Below are 15,041 nucleotides of genomic sequence, written 5' to 3'. Positions count from 1 at the left end.
AACCGGTTAATTGCCTAGATTGGTGCTGCTGTCTTATTGTTATCTAAAGTAAATCATGCAGGTTAAATTGCAACTGAATTGCTTCAGCTTCAACTGCATGTGTAGCTTGCGATAACAGTCTATCGGCTTTTACTGGGCCGTAATATTCGCATAGTGCAATGTAGTTGAGGTTGATGAGCTTTTGCAGGGTAGCCAATTCAAAATTACATGGAAACATTGCGTTGCGGTTAATAAACCAGTCTTTGAGAGTGCTGGCGTGCTCGTTACTCAGTTTAAGATGGGCCAGATTTCTTAATATAAAGTCGATGATGCTTTTTTCGGTCATTTCATCAACGGCGGTCCATAGCCGGGTAGAGAGTGCGATAAATATCGAATTTTTTGCATCAAGCACCACCTCGCAGGCACTTTCATCCGACATAGTCAGCTTGCCAATTTGCGAGCCGGGGTCGCTTAATAGCAGTGACTCGGGTGACTCCAGCGCGGCAATGAGCGCACTTAAAATTTGCGTACGTATTCTTCTTAAGTCATCTGTGGTGCAGCAGCGTGTCACAAAACTTGCCAGGGCATAGGTAGGTTTGGACGAAAACTCGCTTTCCCACATGCTTAATGCTGGCGCCAACTCAGCAGCGTTTAGAAATGGTTTGAGGCCGGTATAAATGGCACGACGTCTTAATACTAAGTCCATGATGGTTCTTGTAATTTCTGCTTATAGCTTCTGTAAGTGAGGTAAGTGCTCGGTCTTGTAAGCTGCGTTGTGCGTGAATTCCGGGTATGCAATCTCGCCGTGTTCGGTAATGTCTAAGCCGCGCTGTTCATGCATGGTGCTCACACGCAAACCAAATGTGATTTTGATTAAGCCGTACATAATCAGTGCCGCGAAGAACACCCAAATAAAGGTTGCGCTAATGCCGATCAGCTGCACAATGATTTGATCGCCATTAAACATATTGCCTTTTAAGAATATGCCTGCGGCTAATGTGCCCCACACGCCGGCAAAGCCATGAACCGAAATCGCGCCTACTACATCATCGATCCGTACTTTTTCCAGTAGCTGCACGCCTAGCACAGAGATAATGCCGCCGATAAAGCCTGTCAATACTGCGTAAGGCACATCCATGGTGGCACAGCCGGCGGTAATGGCCACCAAGCCTGCAATACTGCCATTCACCGTGCTGCTAATTAAAATAGGTTTACGTAAAATAACGCTAATGAATAATGCGCTAATGGCCCCCGTCGCCCCAGATAGTTGCGTATTGAGTACAATCAGCCCAATATTGGTGCTTGCTTCCAAGGTGCTGCCAGCATTAAAACCAAACCAGCCAAACCATAAGATAAAACCACCCAGACCCAGCATGCCGACATTGTGGCCAGGAATGCTATGAATCGTGCCGGTTGCGCTAAAGCGCCCTAAGCGCGGCCCCAGCAAGATGACACCTGCCAGCGCACACCAGCCGCCAAGCGAGTGCACGACGGTAGAGCCGGCAAAATCAATAAAGCCCATTTGTTTTAGCCAGCCGTTGCTATTCCAGATCCAGCTGCCTAGTACTGGGTAAATAATGGCTGTAATGCCGATAGCGCCAAATAAATAGGATAAGTAGTTAGTGCGCTCTGCCATAGCGCCACTCACAATGGTGGCGGCTGTGGAGGCAAACATAATGTGAAAGAACAGCAGGGTAAACTCCCAATCGCCACCATAACTAGGCGCGAAGTGGTCGGTACCTAGCCACCCGGTTGGATTGAGGCCAAACATAAAACCGTAGCCAAGCAGCCAGAACAGTACAGAGCCTACGCATAAGTCCATGTAATTCTTCATCATAATGTTCACGGCATTTTTAGAGCGTGACATGCCAGTTTCGAGCATGGCGAACCCTGCTTGCATTAAAAATACTAATGCGCCTGCCAGTACTACCCATACACTATTGATGGCAATGGTGGACTCGGTTGGGTGGGCAACCGCACCGCCCACAGCGCCAGCAAAAGCCGCAGATGGCATGAGTAATGCTAGGGTGAGGCCGGGTAGCAGTAAACGAGTGTTTCTTTGCATAAAAGACCTGTTCAATATAGAGGCGTTATTATTGTGTCGTTACACAAAAGCAATATATGTGCCACAGGTGGGGTGATGTAGGGATGGGGTTGGTCGGAAAATAGTGGTCGCTAAATATGCATGTTTAGCTGTTGGATTGACCGGTTGATGGCAGCGCTGGTGCAGTATATGTGTAAATGCACTGCTACTACATGCTTTTAATATCAGGCAGCCGTACTCTGGTAGCTGCGCTGATCTAGGATGGCGGCTAGTTTAAAAAGAATTGGAGCAACTCGTTAAGATAGCGTTGGCCGAGCAGTGTTGGTTTGATATAGCCATTTTCAATAATGAGTAGCTTCTTTTGCTGCGCTTCTCTGATGGCTGGCTCCAAGCTAATGAGACTAAGCCCAGTGTGCTGCTGGAATAAGCTTAGCGGTACGCCGTCAATCAGCCTGAGTGCATTCATCATGAACTCAAAGCCTAGCGCATCCTGGCTAACGATGGATTCACGCTCCACCGCATTGCCCTGCATGGCTTGCTCCATATAGGCTTTGGGGTGTTTAGGGCGGGTTTCTCGGGTGATTTTATCGTGATAGCTTAATTTGCTGTGAGCGCCTGCGCCTATGCCTAGGTAGTCACCAAACTGCCAGTAATTCAGATTATGCCGCGCCTGGCTGTCTTTTTTGGCAAAGGCAGAGGTTTCATAATGCTCATAGCCGTGTTGCGCTAGTAAGTTTTCAATTTCCACCTGCATTTCCGCACTGGTGTCATCATCAGGCAGGCTCGGTGGCGTATGGTAAAAAGGCGTGTTGGGCTCTAGTGTTAAATGATAAAACGAGAGATGGTCTGGGTTCAGGGCAACGGCCTGTTTTGCATCTGCTAATGCATCCGCTAATGATTGGTTGGGCAAGCCGTACATCACGTCCAGATTCACGCGGTCAAACGTGGATAGCGCTAACTCTGCAGCGTTAATCGCCTGCTTGTCGTCATGAATGCGGCCTAACGCTTTTAAATAGCCAGCATTAAAGCTTTGTATGCCGAGTGAGAGCCGGTTCACACCCGCTTGTTTATAACCGGCAAAGTTGGCAATGTCCACGGTGCCTGGGTTGGCTTCTAGCGTGATTTCAGCATCGTATTCCAAGGGTGTAAGTGCGCGAACCTGGCTTAAAATGGTGTCAATCGCCTCGGGTGAAAATAGGCTGGGTGTGCCGCCACCAAAGAAGATGCTTTTAATTTTTCTGCCCCACACTTTGGGGGTGGCAAGCTCTAAGTCTTTGATGAGTGCTTCAACATAGGCCGCCTCTGGCAGTTCGCCGTTTTTATGGCGACTTTCGTGTGAGTTAAAGTCACAATACGGACACTTTTGCACACACCATGGGATATGAATGTATAAACTGAGGGGAGGCGGATTGCTCAGGCCCGACAGCGTAGCTGCGCCTGCCAGCGGCGCCACGGTGTTAATCGACTGCGGCACAAACTCGGCCGCAGCTTTGATTTCAATAATCTTTTTAATGGTCAATTACCTTTGGTAGGGATTAATCAGCGCATCTACCAGTTGGTGTAATGCTTCGCGCATTTGCTGCTCGGATACTTCCATCAATAAACCGTCTTCCAGCGCATCTTGTGCAATCTGTTTCAGTTCATCAAAGTTTTCTGTCATTACTTTAACTTTTTCGGTGCATGAGACTACGCTGCCATCATCACGTAACCATTTAGGCCATGCTTGCTCTGGCTTAGTCATGGCTGAGCCTTTCTAGCTTTTGCAGTAGTTTGACCATGGCATGGCCACGGTGACTAATGCGGCTTTTAATATCTAAGGGTAGTTCTGCTACCGTTTTATCGGTTTTTGCATCCAAAAACAACGGGTCATAGCCAAAGCCATCCGTACCGCGCAACTCATTGAGTATCTCGCCTATCCATTGCCCTTCTGCAATGATAGGCTCGGGGTCATGCTCGTGGCGCACCAGCACCATCACGCAGTAAAAATGTGCATGGCGGTTTTCTTCACCTTGCAGGGAGTTAAGCAGCTTTTGGTTGTTACGTGCATCTTGGCTGAGGCTGGAGGCAGGGTCTGCTTCCGCATATCTGGCTGAGCGCACACCGGGTGCGCCTAATAATGCATCCACACACAGGCCAGAATCATCCGCCAGCGCAGGCAAGCCAGTATGCTTGCTGGCATGGCGTGCTTTGGCTAAGGCATTTTCAATAAACGTGCAGTATGGTTCTTCGCACTCTGGCACATTTAGCTCTGACTGCGGAGTGATTGCAATCGCCAATGGGCTGAGCAAGTGCTGAATTTCGCGTAACTTGCCTTTGTTGCCTGTGGCAATCACAAGTTGATTAAATGGAAGTGCCATGTGTTTAACCGAGTGCTTTGTTTTGTTCAATAATCAATTGTTGAATACCATGTGCTGCTAAATCTAGCATCGCATTCATTGCGTCACGCTCAAAAGGTTCGCCTTCCGCGGTGCCCTGAATCTCCACAAAACCGCCTTTGCCGGTCATGACTACGTTCATATCAGTATCGCAGTCAGAGTCTTCAATATAGTCTAGGTCTAGCACTGGGGTGCCTTTATAAACACCCACAGAAATGGCAGCGACAGCGTCTTTTAATGGTGATTCGCTGATTTTACCGCTTTTTAACAAAAATGAAATCGCATCCTGTAGTGCTACATAAGCGCCTGTGATGCTGGCAGTGCGGGTGCCGCCATCAGCCTGAATCACGTCGCAGTCAATTTGAATGCTGCGTTCGCCCAGTTTTTCTAAATCGATAATGGCGCGTAAAGAACGGCCGATTAGTCGTTGAATTTCTTGGGTACGGCCAGATTGCTTGCCACGTGCTGCTTCACGATCCATGCGGCTGCCTGTAGAGCGTGGCAACATGCCATATTCTGCGGTGACCCAACCTTGGCCTTTGCCTTTTAAAAAGCCTGGCACTTTTTCATCCACACTTGCGGTACATAGTACGTGCGTGTCGCCAAACTTAACCAATACAGAGCCTTCTGCGTGCTTGGTGTAATGGCGGATGATCTCAACCGGTCTGAGTTGATTGCATGCGCGTTGGCTGGGTCTAATATTTTGTTGCATGATTTTAATCCTGAAGTTAAATCCTGAAATTTCTAGTAATGTATAAATGTTTAAACGCGTTTGGTTTTGCGCAGGGCTTGCTGAATCTCGGCGATGGTTCTTTCGATATCATCATCGGAAAGATCCAGATTGGCATGATTGTCCGGGCGTGTGATGGGATTCATGATGGTGGTGGTTGCACCCATCGGCATGGTAACGGTGGAAACTGCTAATTGGCTATGGAGTTTATCGCCCCATTGTAGCCCAATCGCACTCATGTTATCACCACGTTCTTGGCTGATGGCTTCTGCTTCGTCGAGCAGCATAGTCACGTTATCTGAAATGGAGGGGCCATTCAACATATGTTTGATTTGGTCATCGGTAAGCGCACCCCACACACCGTCGGTACATAGTAGAACGGTGTCGCCCTCTAATAGTTCTTGTTTATCTGAAAGCGTGATTTTAGGGGGTACGTCGCCACCTAGGCAGCTATAGACTTTATGGCGGTACGGGTGCGTAGACATATCGCTTTTGTCTATCATACCGCGATTGTATAGCGACTGTACTACCGAGTGGTCTTCAGTGCGGTAGAGTAAATGCCCATCACGAAAATGATAGAGCCGAGAGTCGCCGACATGCGCGCAATACAACATACCACGCTGCACGATTGCCGCTACGATAGTAGTGCGCGGCGCTTCTAGCATCTCTCGCTCTTGCGTGAGCTGGTCTATCATGTCGTGCACTTGCTGGATATGGTCAGTTAAGAACTTCGCTGGGCTTGAGAGTGCAGGCAGTGCTAGGCGTTGAAACGCATCGGTCATGGTGGTGACGGCTAGCTGTGCGGCGACTTCACCGTGGCGATAACCGCCCATGCCGTCTGCCACCACGAGTAGTAGTGCATCTTTGCTATAGGAGTAAGCGAGCCGGTCTTGGTTATAGGGGCGTGGGCCCTGACGGCTATTTTGGAAAATGGTAAATTTCATTGTGATTTATTGCTGTTAAGCGATATCGATTTATTTAGAACATTCATCACTCTATGTACTAGGCCAGCCTTTTTATCGGTCTTGGGCATGTTTTCCAGCAATGATTTTTGTAGTGAAAATACGCTTTGCGGACGCTTAAGGTAATCTAAGCTTAGGCACTTGTCGATGGTTTGCAGCAAGTCTTGCGAGTAGCGATCTTTGCCAATTTTAACCGCTGGTACCAGTAAGTCATTTTTAATGCGTTGATTAGCCGCTAGCGGTGACGTGCGTGTTAGGCAGGAGTACATGGTGGCGCCTATGCTGTAAATGTCGCTCCACGGTCCGAGTAGCTTTCTATCGTAATACTGCTCTGGTGGTGCAAACCCAGGCGTGTAGCTAGGTGAGACTTTAGCTTGATTCTCCGTGAGCGCTTGGCGTGATGAGCCAAAATCCAGCAGCACTGGCGAGCCATCTAGGCGAATATAAATATTGGCTGGCTTGATATCCAAATGCAGCAGCTTTTGCGTGTGTACCTCGCGCAGGCCGTTAGACAACTCGCTGAACACGCGCCGTATAAATTTTTCAGATACCGGCTCTGATTGGCTCAAGATATATTCTTGTAGCGATTTTCCGCGTTCGTACTGCATCACCATATATACAGTTTCATTGGCGCGGAAGAAGTTAACCACCCGCACAATGTTTTTATGCTCAATTTTTGCGAGTGCTAAGCCTTCATCAAAAAAGCATTTTAAGCCGTGCCTGAACAAAGCCACGTCGTCTGCGTTGGGCAGTACGGTTGCGCTGTCTGCGCGGGTGGCGATGGAGGTTGGCAAGTATTCTTTGATTGCGACTATGTTTTTGTCTTTATCACGCGCTAAATAGACAAAGCTGAAGCCACCAGAGCTTAATACTTTGGTGATTTCATAGTCATGTAATTTGTAGCCAGCGGTTAATGCTAAATTTGCTGTTGTTAAATTCTTGGTAGAGGTCACTTTAAATTGATTTCTTTGATGATATTTACCATTAAGCCTGTGTATACGGTACGCACAGGCTTGCATTTTCAGGGTGGGCTACTTTTGTCTATATTTACTACAGCAATATAGCGCGTAATGGACTGAAATTAAAGTTTTTTGATGCAATGTTTGGATTTAGGTGATGGCTTGGGTCGGTTTGTAAAACTGTGGTGTGCTATTTTTAGTGCTTAATGCCCAGTATTTGATAACATGGTGCCAATTTATTTTATTCATTGGAAAATCTTAAGATGATTTTTAGTATGACGGGTTTTGCGGCATTAGAGCAGCCGATAGAAAATGCCACGCTGTTATTAGAGTTGCGCGCAGTCAACAGCCGCTATCTAGATGTGCACTTTAAATTAGATGAGAGCATCCGCAGTTTAGAGCCTACGATTCGCGAACTGATTGCGGCGCATCTGAGCCGTGGCAAATTAGAATGTAAGGTTAATCTTATCCAGCGCTCACAGTCTAATCAGGCACCCAAGCTGGATGAGCAGTTAATGCAGCAGCTAGCGACATTGCAAGCAAAGACGTTAGCGCTGTTTCCTGCAAGCCGTGAGCTCAGCGTGGCAGATATACTGCGCTGGCCGGGCGTGGTGATGCAAGATGGATTAAGCCAAGCGTCTTTGATCGAAGATGTAAAACAACTGGTAGAACGCGGCCTGCAAGACCTGAATGCTTCACGTCAGCGTGAGGGTGAAAAGCTAAAAGCTATTATTTTAGATCGTGTCGAGCAAATTGAGGCATTGGTGGCCAAGGTGAAGCCGTTACTGCCAGCTCTGAATAAAGAGTATCAGTTAAAACTTGAGCATAAGTTACACGAAACCCTTAAAACCATCGACCAAGACCGCATCGCGCAAGAGTTAGTGCTGTTTGCACAGCGTATTGATGTGGATGAAGAGCTTGGCCGCTTAACTGCGCATGTTTCCGAAGTGAAGCGTATTTTAAGCAGCGATGTGCCGGCCGGTAAGCGCTTGGACTTTTTAATGCAGGAGCTGAATCGTGAGGCAAATACCTTAGGTTCCAAGTCGGTATCAGTGCACACCACGCAAGTGTCCATGGAGCTGAAAGTGCTGATCGAGCAAATGCGTGAGCAGATTCAGAATATTGAGTAAATCTAGATAGTCCCTTGAGGCATGCGGGTGCCGTTTAGCTGCACCCGCATGTTCCGCGCCATCTCTGGCATTGCGTAGCAAATGCAGTCTTTCCTCATAAAATTTTCTCCCTAATTTGTACTTAGCCGCTTGCTCTAATCGCTAAGTATGACGTCGTCACTCAATCTGGTGCATCAAACCTGCACATTAATCTTGCGTAATTGCTGGACGCCATTCATTTATGCACCCATTGTGGGCGTTATGCTGTGTTAATCATCAGCTCTATTGTTAACCTAATGATTTTAATGGGTTAATTATCTGGTATGCCCCTTGCTTATGCTTTATGTATCAAGGGAAGGCTTACATCATGAAAAAATCACAACCGCAATTTTTTAATGAAATGCAACTGGATTTAGCCGCAAGCAGCCCTGACGGGGTGCGTGAGATTTATAAAGCCTATCACCAGTGGCTCAAGAATGTGCCGCATCACCAGCTGAACAGCAAGCGCATGGAAGCTGAGTTGCTGTTTCGTCGCGTAGGCATTACGTTTAATGTGTACGGCGAGAATGATGGCGCCGAGCGTTTGATTCCATTTGATGTGCTGCCGCGCATTTTGTCGGCAAGCGAGTGGCGCCATTTGTCCGCTGGTTCAATTCAGCGGGTGAAAGCGTTGAATATGTTTTTGCATGATATCTATCATGACCAGGACATCATCAAGGCCGGCATCATGCCAGCGACTATTTTAGCCAATAGCCAATACCGCCCTGAGATGTTTGGGGTGGATGTGCCTAACCAGATTTATGCGCATATTGCGGGTGTGGATTTAGTGCGCACGAGCGAATCGCAGTTTTACGTGCTGGAAGACAATTTGCGTACGCCATCTGGTGTGTCTTATATGTTGGAAGACCGCAAAATGATGATGCGTCTATTTCCTGAACTGTTCCGTCAGTATCCGATAGCCCCGGTTGAGCATTACCCGCAAGTGTTACTTAACAATCTGCGTGCTGTGGCGCAAACCAACGTACAAGAACCTACGGTAGTGGTGTTGTCACCTGGTGCGTATAACAGCGCCTATTTTGAACATGCGTTTTTGGCGCAGCAAATGGGTATCGAATTGGTGGAAGGGCAGGATTTATTCGTACGTAATAATGCGGTGTACATGCGCACTACAGAAGGGCCGCAGCGCGTGGATGTGATTTACCGCCGCATTGATGATGACTATATAGACCCGCTAGTGTTTAACGCGAACTCAATGCTGGGTTTGCCAGGCTTGCTGTCTGTGTATCGTAATGGTGGTGTGACTTTGGCCAATGCCGTGGGTACGGGCGTGGCTGACGACAAAGCGACCTATATCCATGTGCCGGCCATGATTCGCTTTTACTTGGGTGAAGAGCCACTGTTAGAAAATGTGCCCACCTATGAACTAAGTAAAGAAGAAGATTTAGCCTATACCTTGGCGCATCTGGATGAATTAGTGGTGAAAGAAGTACAAGGCTCCGGCGGGTATGGCATGTTGGTGGGCCCGGCCGCTAGTAAGCAGGAGCTGGATGAGTTCCGCTTACGTATCATCTCCAGCCCAGCCAGCTACATTGCGCAGCCTACGCTGGCGCTCTCCACCTGCCCAACTTTGGTGGCAGAAGGCATTGCACCGCGGCATGTGGATTTGCGGCCGTTTGTACTTTCTGGCAAGACCTGCACATTGGTACCGGGTGCCTTGTGTCGAGTTGCCATGAAAGAAGGTTCGCTGGTGGTGAATTCATCACAGGGCGGCGGTACCAAAGATACTTGGGTGCTGGAAGAGGACGTGGCAACGCCAAGCAAGGCTAACGTTAATCAGGTAGAGGAAATGCTATGTTAAGTAGAACCGCAGATCATCTATATTGGATGGCACGCTATATTGAGCGTGCAGAGAACATGGCACGTGTGCTGGACGTGACCTACAACATGTCGTTAGTGCCGAATGCGGCAGAAAGTGAAGCCGCGCTGTGGCTGCCCGCATTGGAGATTTCTGGCAATGTGGAAGACTACGAGCGTGATTACTTTAATGAAACCCAGCAGGAATATACCGCAGCAGGGGTGATTCATTACCTCGCGATGGATATGAATAACCCATCCAGTATTTATAGCTCACTGCGCAGTGCTAGGGAAAACGCACGTGCAGTGCGCGTTGCCATGACATCGGAAACATGGGAGAACATCAATTCACTGTGGCTGGAGTTTGGGCAGTTTTTTGGACAGGATTTATCGCAAAGTGGTTTGAGTGAGTTTTGTGATTGGGTAAAAGCACGCTCACATTTATTCAGGGGTGTGTGTTTTGGCACCATGCTGCGCGATGATGCTTTTAGCTTTGTGCGTTTAGGTACGTTTATCGAGCGTGCAGACAATACCGCACGCTTGCTGGATGTGAAGTACCACTTATTGCTGCCAGAGCAGGAGGAGGTGGGTGGTGCGGTAGATTATTACGAGTGGAGTGCGGTGCTGCGTTCGGTTTCTGCGTTTCAGGCCTACCAAAAAATATTTAGCGACACCATAGAGCCGTGGCGGGTGGCCGAGCTGCTGGTACTGAGGCGTGATATGCCTAGGTCGCTACATGCCTGTTTTGATGAAATTACTTCCATTCTGGAGCAACTGTCCAGCTCGCGTGCCGGTGAGTGCAGGCGCATGGCGGGTGAGCTGCATTCAAAATTACGCTTTGGCAAAATGCGTGATATTTTTCAGCGTGGCTTGCATGAGTTTTTAAGTGATTTTATTTCCGCTAATAACAAATTGGGTGTGGAAGTGCATAAAACCTTTTTAAGCATTTCTTAACCCAATCTCAGGCAAGGCTATCATGTTACTGAATATAGAGCACCACACGCGCTACGCTTATAGCGAAGATGTGAACTACACCATACAGGAGCTGCGCCTCACCCCGCAGCATGGCTTTGGACAGCATGTGCGGCACTGGGACATTAAAGTGAACGGTGAGCTGCAGCCTTCACAAGATGCTTATGGCAACATAACACATACTTTGGTGGTTGACGCGCCGCATAGCGAGCTGCTGATTGTTGCCGCTGGGCAAATTGAAACTGGGCTGGATGCAGTGTCACAGCATATGGCTTTGCCTTTGCCTATTTATTTGCGCGACACGGCGCTTACGCAGTACAGTGCAGAGATAGTTGCGTTTGCTCAACACTACCTGCAGCCGCAGCGCCAGAATGCAGCGTTAGAAGAGATGATGCACGCATTGCTGTCACGCGTGCAATATATAAAAGGCGTAACTCAGGTTACCACATCGGCGGTTGAGGCATTTGCGTTAGGGCAAGGCGTATGTCAGGATCATGCGCATGTGTTCATTGCCTGTTGTCGCGCTATAGCACTGCCGGCACGCTATGTCAGTGGATATTTGTTTACAGCAGATGGCAGTTTAATGCAGACTCATGCATGGGCAGATGTGTTTGTGTCTGGCGAAGGCTGGCAGAGTTTTGACGTATCTAACGGCTGCCGTGCGGGTGAAAGCCATGTACGCCTTGCCACTGGCTTGGATTACCGCAGCGCCAGTCCTATTAGCGGTATGCGTTCGGGCGGCGGCATTGAAGGCATGGCATCTAGCGTGATTGTGAATCAGGCAGGCTTGGTTGTAGAGCAACCGAAAAAAATTAATACAGTGCAGTTGCTGGAGCAGGCCCAATTAAACCGGGTGGCACGTGCTGAAGCTGTGTTGGAAAAGCAATCGCAGTATGCGCAGCAGCAGTAGTTCTTGAGTATAAGGCTTGCATGCAAGCCACCAATGAAAGTGGATCCTCTGATGAATAAACCTGTTAGCTCGCTTATGTACGAGCGTCACGGCGACAAAGTAAATTCTACATTCTTTGAAGAAAATCTGATTCGCTTGCTAGAGGAGCGTGATGCCTTAGGCTTAACCGCCATGATTCATGAAATCGATGCACTCATGATTTCAGTCGACCCCGGCCACGCTATTCAATATATTGCAGAACTGGCGTTAATGACGCCTTACCATTACCTAGTCACGCTAGAGAGCGAGCAGCATCTCACGCACGTGTTGCGTATTGATTTAAATTCACCAGATATTCTATTGCGTGAGGTAAAAGACCCTAGTGTTCGCGATATTTTTAGAAGCTTGAATGAGGTTTACCCTGTAGGCGCTAAAAGGCCGAATAGCCGTTATATGGGTGAAATTCTGCGGGTGACTGATTTACACAGCGTGGTGGATTTACAGCAAGCCCGTGATTTCAGGTTTTTCAGTCAAGATGATGTTCGCAAGTTAGAGTTGCCGGGCAACCTTGCGGTGAGCAAACCTTCCCCCTATACCCATAATATTGTGGCTTATTTGGAAAGAGCGCCTGATGAAATGCGCGTGTACTCGTTAGGTTTAAGCACTATTTCATGCGAGGCGCAGGCGGCTTACGAAAATGCAAAAACTTTGCAAAATAAACTGGGTATTAGCGACTTATTATTACCGCTGGACCATCTGGCAACCCGTGTTTATAGCCAAAACCGCGAAGTTGCTATTTTGGAATATCTATCATGGTCTAGCTATTACTTCTGGGGTGCATATAACATCAAAGACCAGAACTCATCGACCAATGTGACCAAAAGTACCCATGCCATACCAGAGTCTAAAAGCCCAGCCAAAGTGTTTACTGCCAACAACACGCCTTATTTCATCAGCCATTTAGAGCACTTGCCATCGCCCACCGAAATCTTTGTGCGCAACTACGGGCCGCGCCTGCACCACATGGCAATCGCTGTGAAGGATGGTGAGCGTCATGGCAAAGAGCATATCGATATCGTTGTTGATGCGATTTCACAAAACGGTAAAGGCTTTTTATTAGATGTGATTGGCTCCAAAGAGCAAGGGCTAAAGCAGATATTCTCCAATGCCTCCGAGCATTCTTCACTGATTATCGAATACGTGCAGCGTTATGACAGTTTTGATGGGTTCTTTACTAAAGAGAACGTGGCCAAGCTCACTGAAGCTGCTGGCTTTATGTAGAAACTAAGTAATGGTTGCCGCACGCGGCTTGATAATCTTTGCCATGATGATGCGCATTGATTCGCCGTAGTTTTTTGGCTAGCGATTACGCAAAATGGTATGATGGCAATTCTTCCAAATTAAACAAAAATTATGACTTATTGTGTCGGTTTATTACTGAAACAAGGATTGGTGTTGGCATCAGATACGCGCACGAATGCAGGCGTGGATCAGGTAGCTTCTACACCTAAAATGCATATTTTTGAGCTTAGAAACGAGCGCGTGATTGTGTTGTTAACGGCGGGTAATCTTGCGATTACTCAGTCTGTGGTGAACGCACTGAGAGCGCGTGTGGGAAAAAATGCACCAGATAGTATGCACTTGCATAATGTGGATAGTTTGTTTGATGCGGCAGGATTGGTGGGCGCAGAGTTAAGGGCAACGTTTGAGCGTGATGGTGAGCATTTTAAAAATCATCAGATTGATTTCAACGCTAGTATCCTTGTCGGTGGCCAAATTAAAGGTGAAAGGCCGCGTTTGTTCAATGTGTACGCGGCAGGTAACTTTATTGAATCCACACAAGAAACGCCATATTTCCAGATTGGTGAAACCAAGTACGGCAAGCCGATTATCGACCGCGTGGTAGAGCAGGGCAGCGACATCATGGATACGGTGAAATGTGTGCTGATTTCGTTTGATTCCACGATACGCAGCAATGTTTCTGTGGCCGCGCCGATAGATTTGCTGATTTATCGGGTAGATAGCCTGCATGCGGACTGCCAGCAGCGCATTACAGAAACTGACCCATATTACGTACAAATCCGCCAAGGCTGGGCTGACGGTTTGCGTTCAGTATTTAGCGCATTGCCAAGCCCGGATTGGTGTTAATCTAGCTTGCTAGGTTATTTTAATAATCAGAACATATCGCTATAGAGAGTTGTCATTGAATGGTTCCAGGTAATCTTTTTATCATCACCGCAGCATCCGGCGCAGGTAAAACCAGCCTCATTAAGGCATTGCTGGCTGAAGATGCGCATTTGAAATTATCTATCTCGCACACCACGCGCAAGCCGCGCCCTGGTGAGCAAGATGGCGTTGACTACCACTTTGTGGATGACGCCATGTTTTTACAGATGTTAGGCGAAGCGCGCTTTTTAGAAAGTGCAGAGGTGCATGGTGCACGTTACGGTACTTCGCAGTCTGCCGTGGATGCGCCACTGCAAGCTGGCCATGATGTGATTTTGGAAATTGATTGGCAGGGCGCTGCACAGGTGCGCCGCCTGTTTCCTAATGCTATCAGCATATTTGTGTTGCCGCCTTCTATCGAGACGCTGGAACAGCGCTTGAATAGCCGCGGGCAGGATAGTCAAGAGACTATTTCTAAACGCGTTGCCGCTGCACGTGCTGAAATGCGCCATGTGAGCGAGTTCGATTATGTTACAATTAACAACTATTTTGACGTAGCGTTGCAGGACATTCGCGCTATCATCCGCGCGCAGCGTCTAGTTGGCGCCGCTCAGTTGCAACGTTATGCCAGTTTAATTCAAGCGCTTACTTAATTGCTAAGTTGTATATTGCTTAGCTGTCATTATCTAGGCGCTTGCTGGTCTTTTAGTTATTAATTTTGTTTATCCTTAGGAAATATCATCATGGCACGTATCACGGTAGATGACTGTTTAGAAAAAATCCCAAACCGCTTCCAATTAACTTTAGTGGCTGCTTATCGTGCTCGTCAATTGCACAATGGCGCAGAGCCGCAAGTTAACGTGCAAAACTCACGCGATAAATCAACGGTGATTGCATTGCGTGAAATTGCAGCAGGCAAAATTGGTGTGGAAATTTTAGCGCGCGGGCATTCGTAGTTTGCCGCGTCTTGGCATTTATTAACTTTTTCGTACAATTAGTGAC

At 47.8% G+C, this 15,041-nt stretch carries 16 protein-coding genes; 8 read left to right on the top strand and 8 right to left on the bottom strand.

What is annotated here, in order from left to right:
• Window positions 1-43: 43 nt before the first annotated feature.
• The 8 genes from ACSSU7_RS08835 to ACSSU7_RS08800 form a co-directional block, all read right to left on the bottom strand.
• Window positions 44-685, bottom strand: a complete 642-nt coding sequence (locus tag ACSSU7_RS08835) for a hypothetical protein (RefSeq protein ID WP_492516129.1) — start codon at window positions 683-685, stop codon at window positions 44-46.
• Between the two features lie 21 nt (window positions 686-706).
• Entirely contained in the window at window positions 707-2,044 is a 1,338-nt protein-coding gene (locus ACSSU7_RS08830) for an ammonium transporter (RefSeq protein WP_492516128.1), read from the bottom strand.
• 247 nt (window positions 2,045-2,291) lie between these two features.
• Window positions 2,292-3,536, bottom strand: coding sequence for a radical SAM family heme chaperone HemW (gene hemW, locus ACSSU7_RS08825; protein WP_492517784.1), 1,245 nt, complete (start codon window positions 3,534-3,536; stop codon window positions 2,292-2,294).
• A gap of 6 nt (window positions 3,537-3,542) precedes the next feature.
• A complete protein-coding gene (locus tag ACSSU7_RS08820; protein WP_012777539.1) occupies window positions 3,543-3,764 on the bottom strand; it encodes a hypothetical protein in 222 nt (73 codons plus the stop codon).
• A complete protein-coding gene (gene rdgB, locus ACSSU7_RS08815) occupies window positions 3,757-4,380 on the bottom strand; it encodes an RdgB/HAM1 family non-canonical purine NTP pyrophosphatase (protein WP_492516127.1) in 624 nt (207 codons plus the stop codon). The genes ACSSU7_RS08820 and rdgB overlap by 8 nt, the downstream gene beginning before the upstream one ends.
• Before the next feature lie 4 nt (window positions 4,381-4,384).
• Entirely contained in the window at window positions 4,385-5,110 is a 726-nt protein-coding gene (gene rph / locus ACSSU7_RS08810; RefSeq protein WP_492516126.1) for a ribonuclease PH, read from the bottom strand.
• Between the two features lie 50 nt (window positions 5,111-5,160).
• Complete coding sequence (locus ACSSU7_RS08805) at window positions 5,161-6,072, bottom strand: PP2C family protein-serine/threonine phosphatase (protein WP_492516125.1); 912 nt, start codon at window positions 6,070-6,072, stop codon at window positions 5,161-5,163.
• The gene (locus ACSSU7_RS08800) at window positions 6,069-7,043 is read right to left on the bottom strand and encodes a serine/threonine protein kinase (RefSeq protein WP_492516124.1); all 975 of its coding nucleotides are present in this window, start codon (window positions 7,041-7,043) and stop codon (window positions 6,069-6,071) included. The genes ACSSU7_RS08805 and ACSSU7_RS08800 overlap by 4 nt, the downstream gene beginning before the upstream one ends.
• Before the next feature lie 269 nt (window positions 7,044-7,312).
• Here ACSSU7_RS08800 and ACSSU7_RS08795 point away from each other — a divergent pair, with 269 nt between their 5' ends.
• The 8 genes from ACSSU7_RS08795 to rpoZ all read left to right on the top strand — a co-directional run bounded on the left by ACSSU7_RS08795 (window position 7,313) and on the right by rpoZ (window position 14,995).
• Window positions 7,313-8,179 carry a YicC/YloC family endoribonuclease gene (locus tag ACSSU7_RS08795; protein ID WP_492516123.1) on the top strand — a complete coding sequence of 289 codons (867 nt, stop codon included), beginning with the start codon at window positions 7,313-7,315 and terminating at the stop codon, window positions 8,177-8,179.
• 346 nt (window positions 8,180-8,525) lie between these two features.
• Window positions 8,526-10,016, top strand: coding sequence for a circularly permuted type 2 ATP-grasp protein (locus ACSSU7_RS08790; protein ID WP_492516122.1), 1,491 nt, complete (start codon window positions 8,526-8,528; stop codon window positions 10,014-10,016).
• The gene (locus ACSSU7_RS08785) at window positions 10,010-10,966 is read left to right on the top strand and encodes an alpha-E domain-containing protein (RefSeq protein ID WP_492516121.1); all 957 of its coding nucleotides are present in this window, start codon (window positions 10,010-10,012) and stop codon (window positions 10,964-10,966) included. Before ACSSU7_RS08790 ends, ACSSU7_RS08785 begins: the two co-directional genes overlap by 7 nt.
• 22 nt (window positions 10,967-10,988) lie before the next feature.
• The gene (locus ACSSU7_RS08780) at window positions 10,989-11,894 is read left to right on the top strand and encodes a transglutaminase family protein (protein WP_492516120.1); all 906 of its coding nucleotides are present in this window, start codon (window positions 10,989-10,991) and stop codon (window positions 11,892-11,894) included.
• A 51-nt stretch (window positions 11,895-11,945) separates the two neighbouring features.
• The gene (locus ACSSU7_RS08775; RefSeq protein WP_492516119.1) at window positions 11,946-13,154 is read left to right on the top strand and encodes a hypothetical protein; all 1,209 of its coding nucleotides are present in this window, start codon (window positions 11,946-11,948) and stop codon (window positions 13,152-13,154) included.
• Window positions 13,155-13,286: 132 nt separating this feature from the next.
• Window positions 13,287-14,021 (top strand): proteasome-type protease, encoded by a 735-nt coding sequence (locus tag ACSSU7_RS08770; RefSeq protein WP_492516118.1) that lies wholly within the window; start codon window positions 13,287-13,289, stop codon window positions 14,019-14,021.
• 59 nt (window positions 14,022-14,080) lie between these two features.
• Window positions 14,081-14,692 carry a guanylate kinase gene (gmk, locus tag ACSSU7_RS08765; protein WP_492516117.1) on the top strand — a complete coding sequence of 204 codons (612 nt, stop codon included), beginning with the start codon at window positions 14,081-14,083 and terminating at the stop codon, window positions 14,690-14,692.
• Between the two features lie 90 nt (window positions 14,693-14,782).
• Window positions 14,783-14,995 carry a DNA-directed RNA polymerase subunit omega gene (gene rpoZ / locus ACSSU7_RS08760; protein WP_492516116.1) on the top strand — a complete coding sequence of 71 codons (213 nt, stop codon included), beginning with the start codon at window positions 14,783-14,785 and terminating at the stop codon, window positions 14,993-14,995.
• Window positions 14,996-15,041: the final 46 nt, after the last annotated feature.

This window comes from Methylotenera sp. E1MeOHC1 (genome assembly GCF_058745595.1).
Note: the sequence above shows the minus strand (reverse complement) of the source record. Positions and strands in the feature narration are given on the sequence as shown.

Coding starts and splice junctions, on each gene's coding strand:
- ACSSU7_RS08805 (WP_492516125.1), bottom strand. CDS start 6,072: ATGAAATTTACCATTTTCCAAAATAGCCGTCAGGGCCCACGCCCCTAT.
- rpoZ (WP_492516116.1), top strand. CDS start 14,783: ATGGCACGTATCACGGTAGATGACTGTTTAGAAAAAATCCCAAACCGC.
- ACSSU7_RS08775 (WP_492516119.1), top strand. CDS start 11,946: ATGAATAAACCTGTTAGCTCGCTTATGTACGAGCGTCACGGCGACAAA.
- ACSSU7_RS08790 (WP_492516122.1), top strand. CDS start 8,526: ATGAAAAAATCACAACCGCAATTTTTTAATGAAATGCAACTGGATTTA.
- rph (WP_492516126.1), bottom strand. CDS start 5,110: ATGCAACAAAATATTAGACCCAGCCAACGCGCATGCAATCAACTCAGA.
- ACSSU7_RS08820 (WP_012777539.1), bottom strand. CDS start 3,764: ATGACTAAGCCAGAGCAAGCATGGCCTAAATGGTTACGTGATGATGGC.
- ACSSU7_RS08780 (WP_492516120.1), top strand. CDS start 10,989: ATGTTACTGAATATAGAGCACCACACGCGCTACGCTTATAGCGAAGAT.
- rdgB (WP_492516127.1), bottom strand. CDS start 4,380: ATGGCACTTCCATTTAATCAACTTGTGATTGCCACAGGCAACAAAGGC.
- ACSSU7_RS08835 (WP_492516129.1), bottom strand. CDS start 685: ATGGACTTAGTATTAAGACGTCGTGCCATTTATACCGGCCTCAAACCA.
- ACSSU7_RS08830 (WP_492516128.1), bottom strand. CDS start 2,044: ATGCAAAGAAACACTCGTTTACTGCTACCCGGCCTCACCCTAGCATTA.
- ACSSU7_RS08795 (WP_492516123.1), top strand. CDS start 7,313: ATGATTTTTAGTATGACGGGTTTTGCGGCATTAGAGCAGCCGATAGAA.
- ACSSU7_RS08785 (WP_492516121.1), top strand. CDS start 10,010: ATGTTAAGTAGAACCGCAGATCATCTATATTGGATGGCACGCTATATT.
- ACSSU7_RS08770 (WP_492516118.1), top strand. CDS start 13,287: ATGACTTATTGTGTCGGTTTATTACTGAAACAAGGATTGGTGTTGGCA.
- gmk (WP_492516117.1), top strand. CDS start 14,081: ATGGTTCCAGGTAATCTTTTTATCATCACCGCAGCATCCGGCGCAGGT.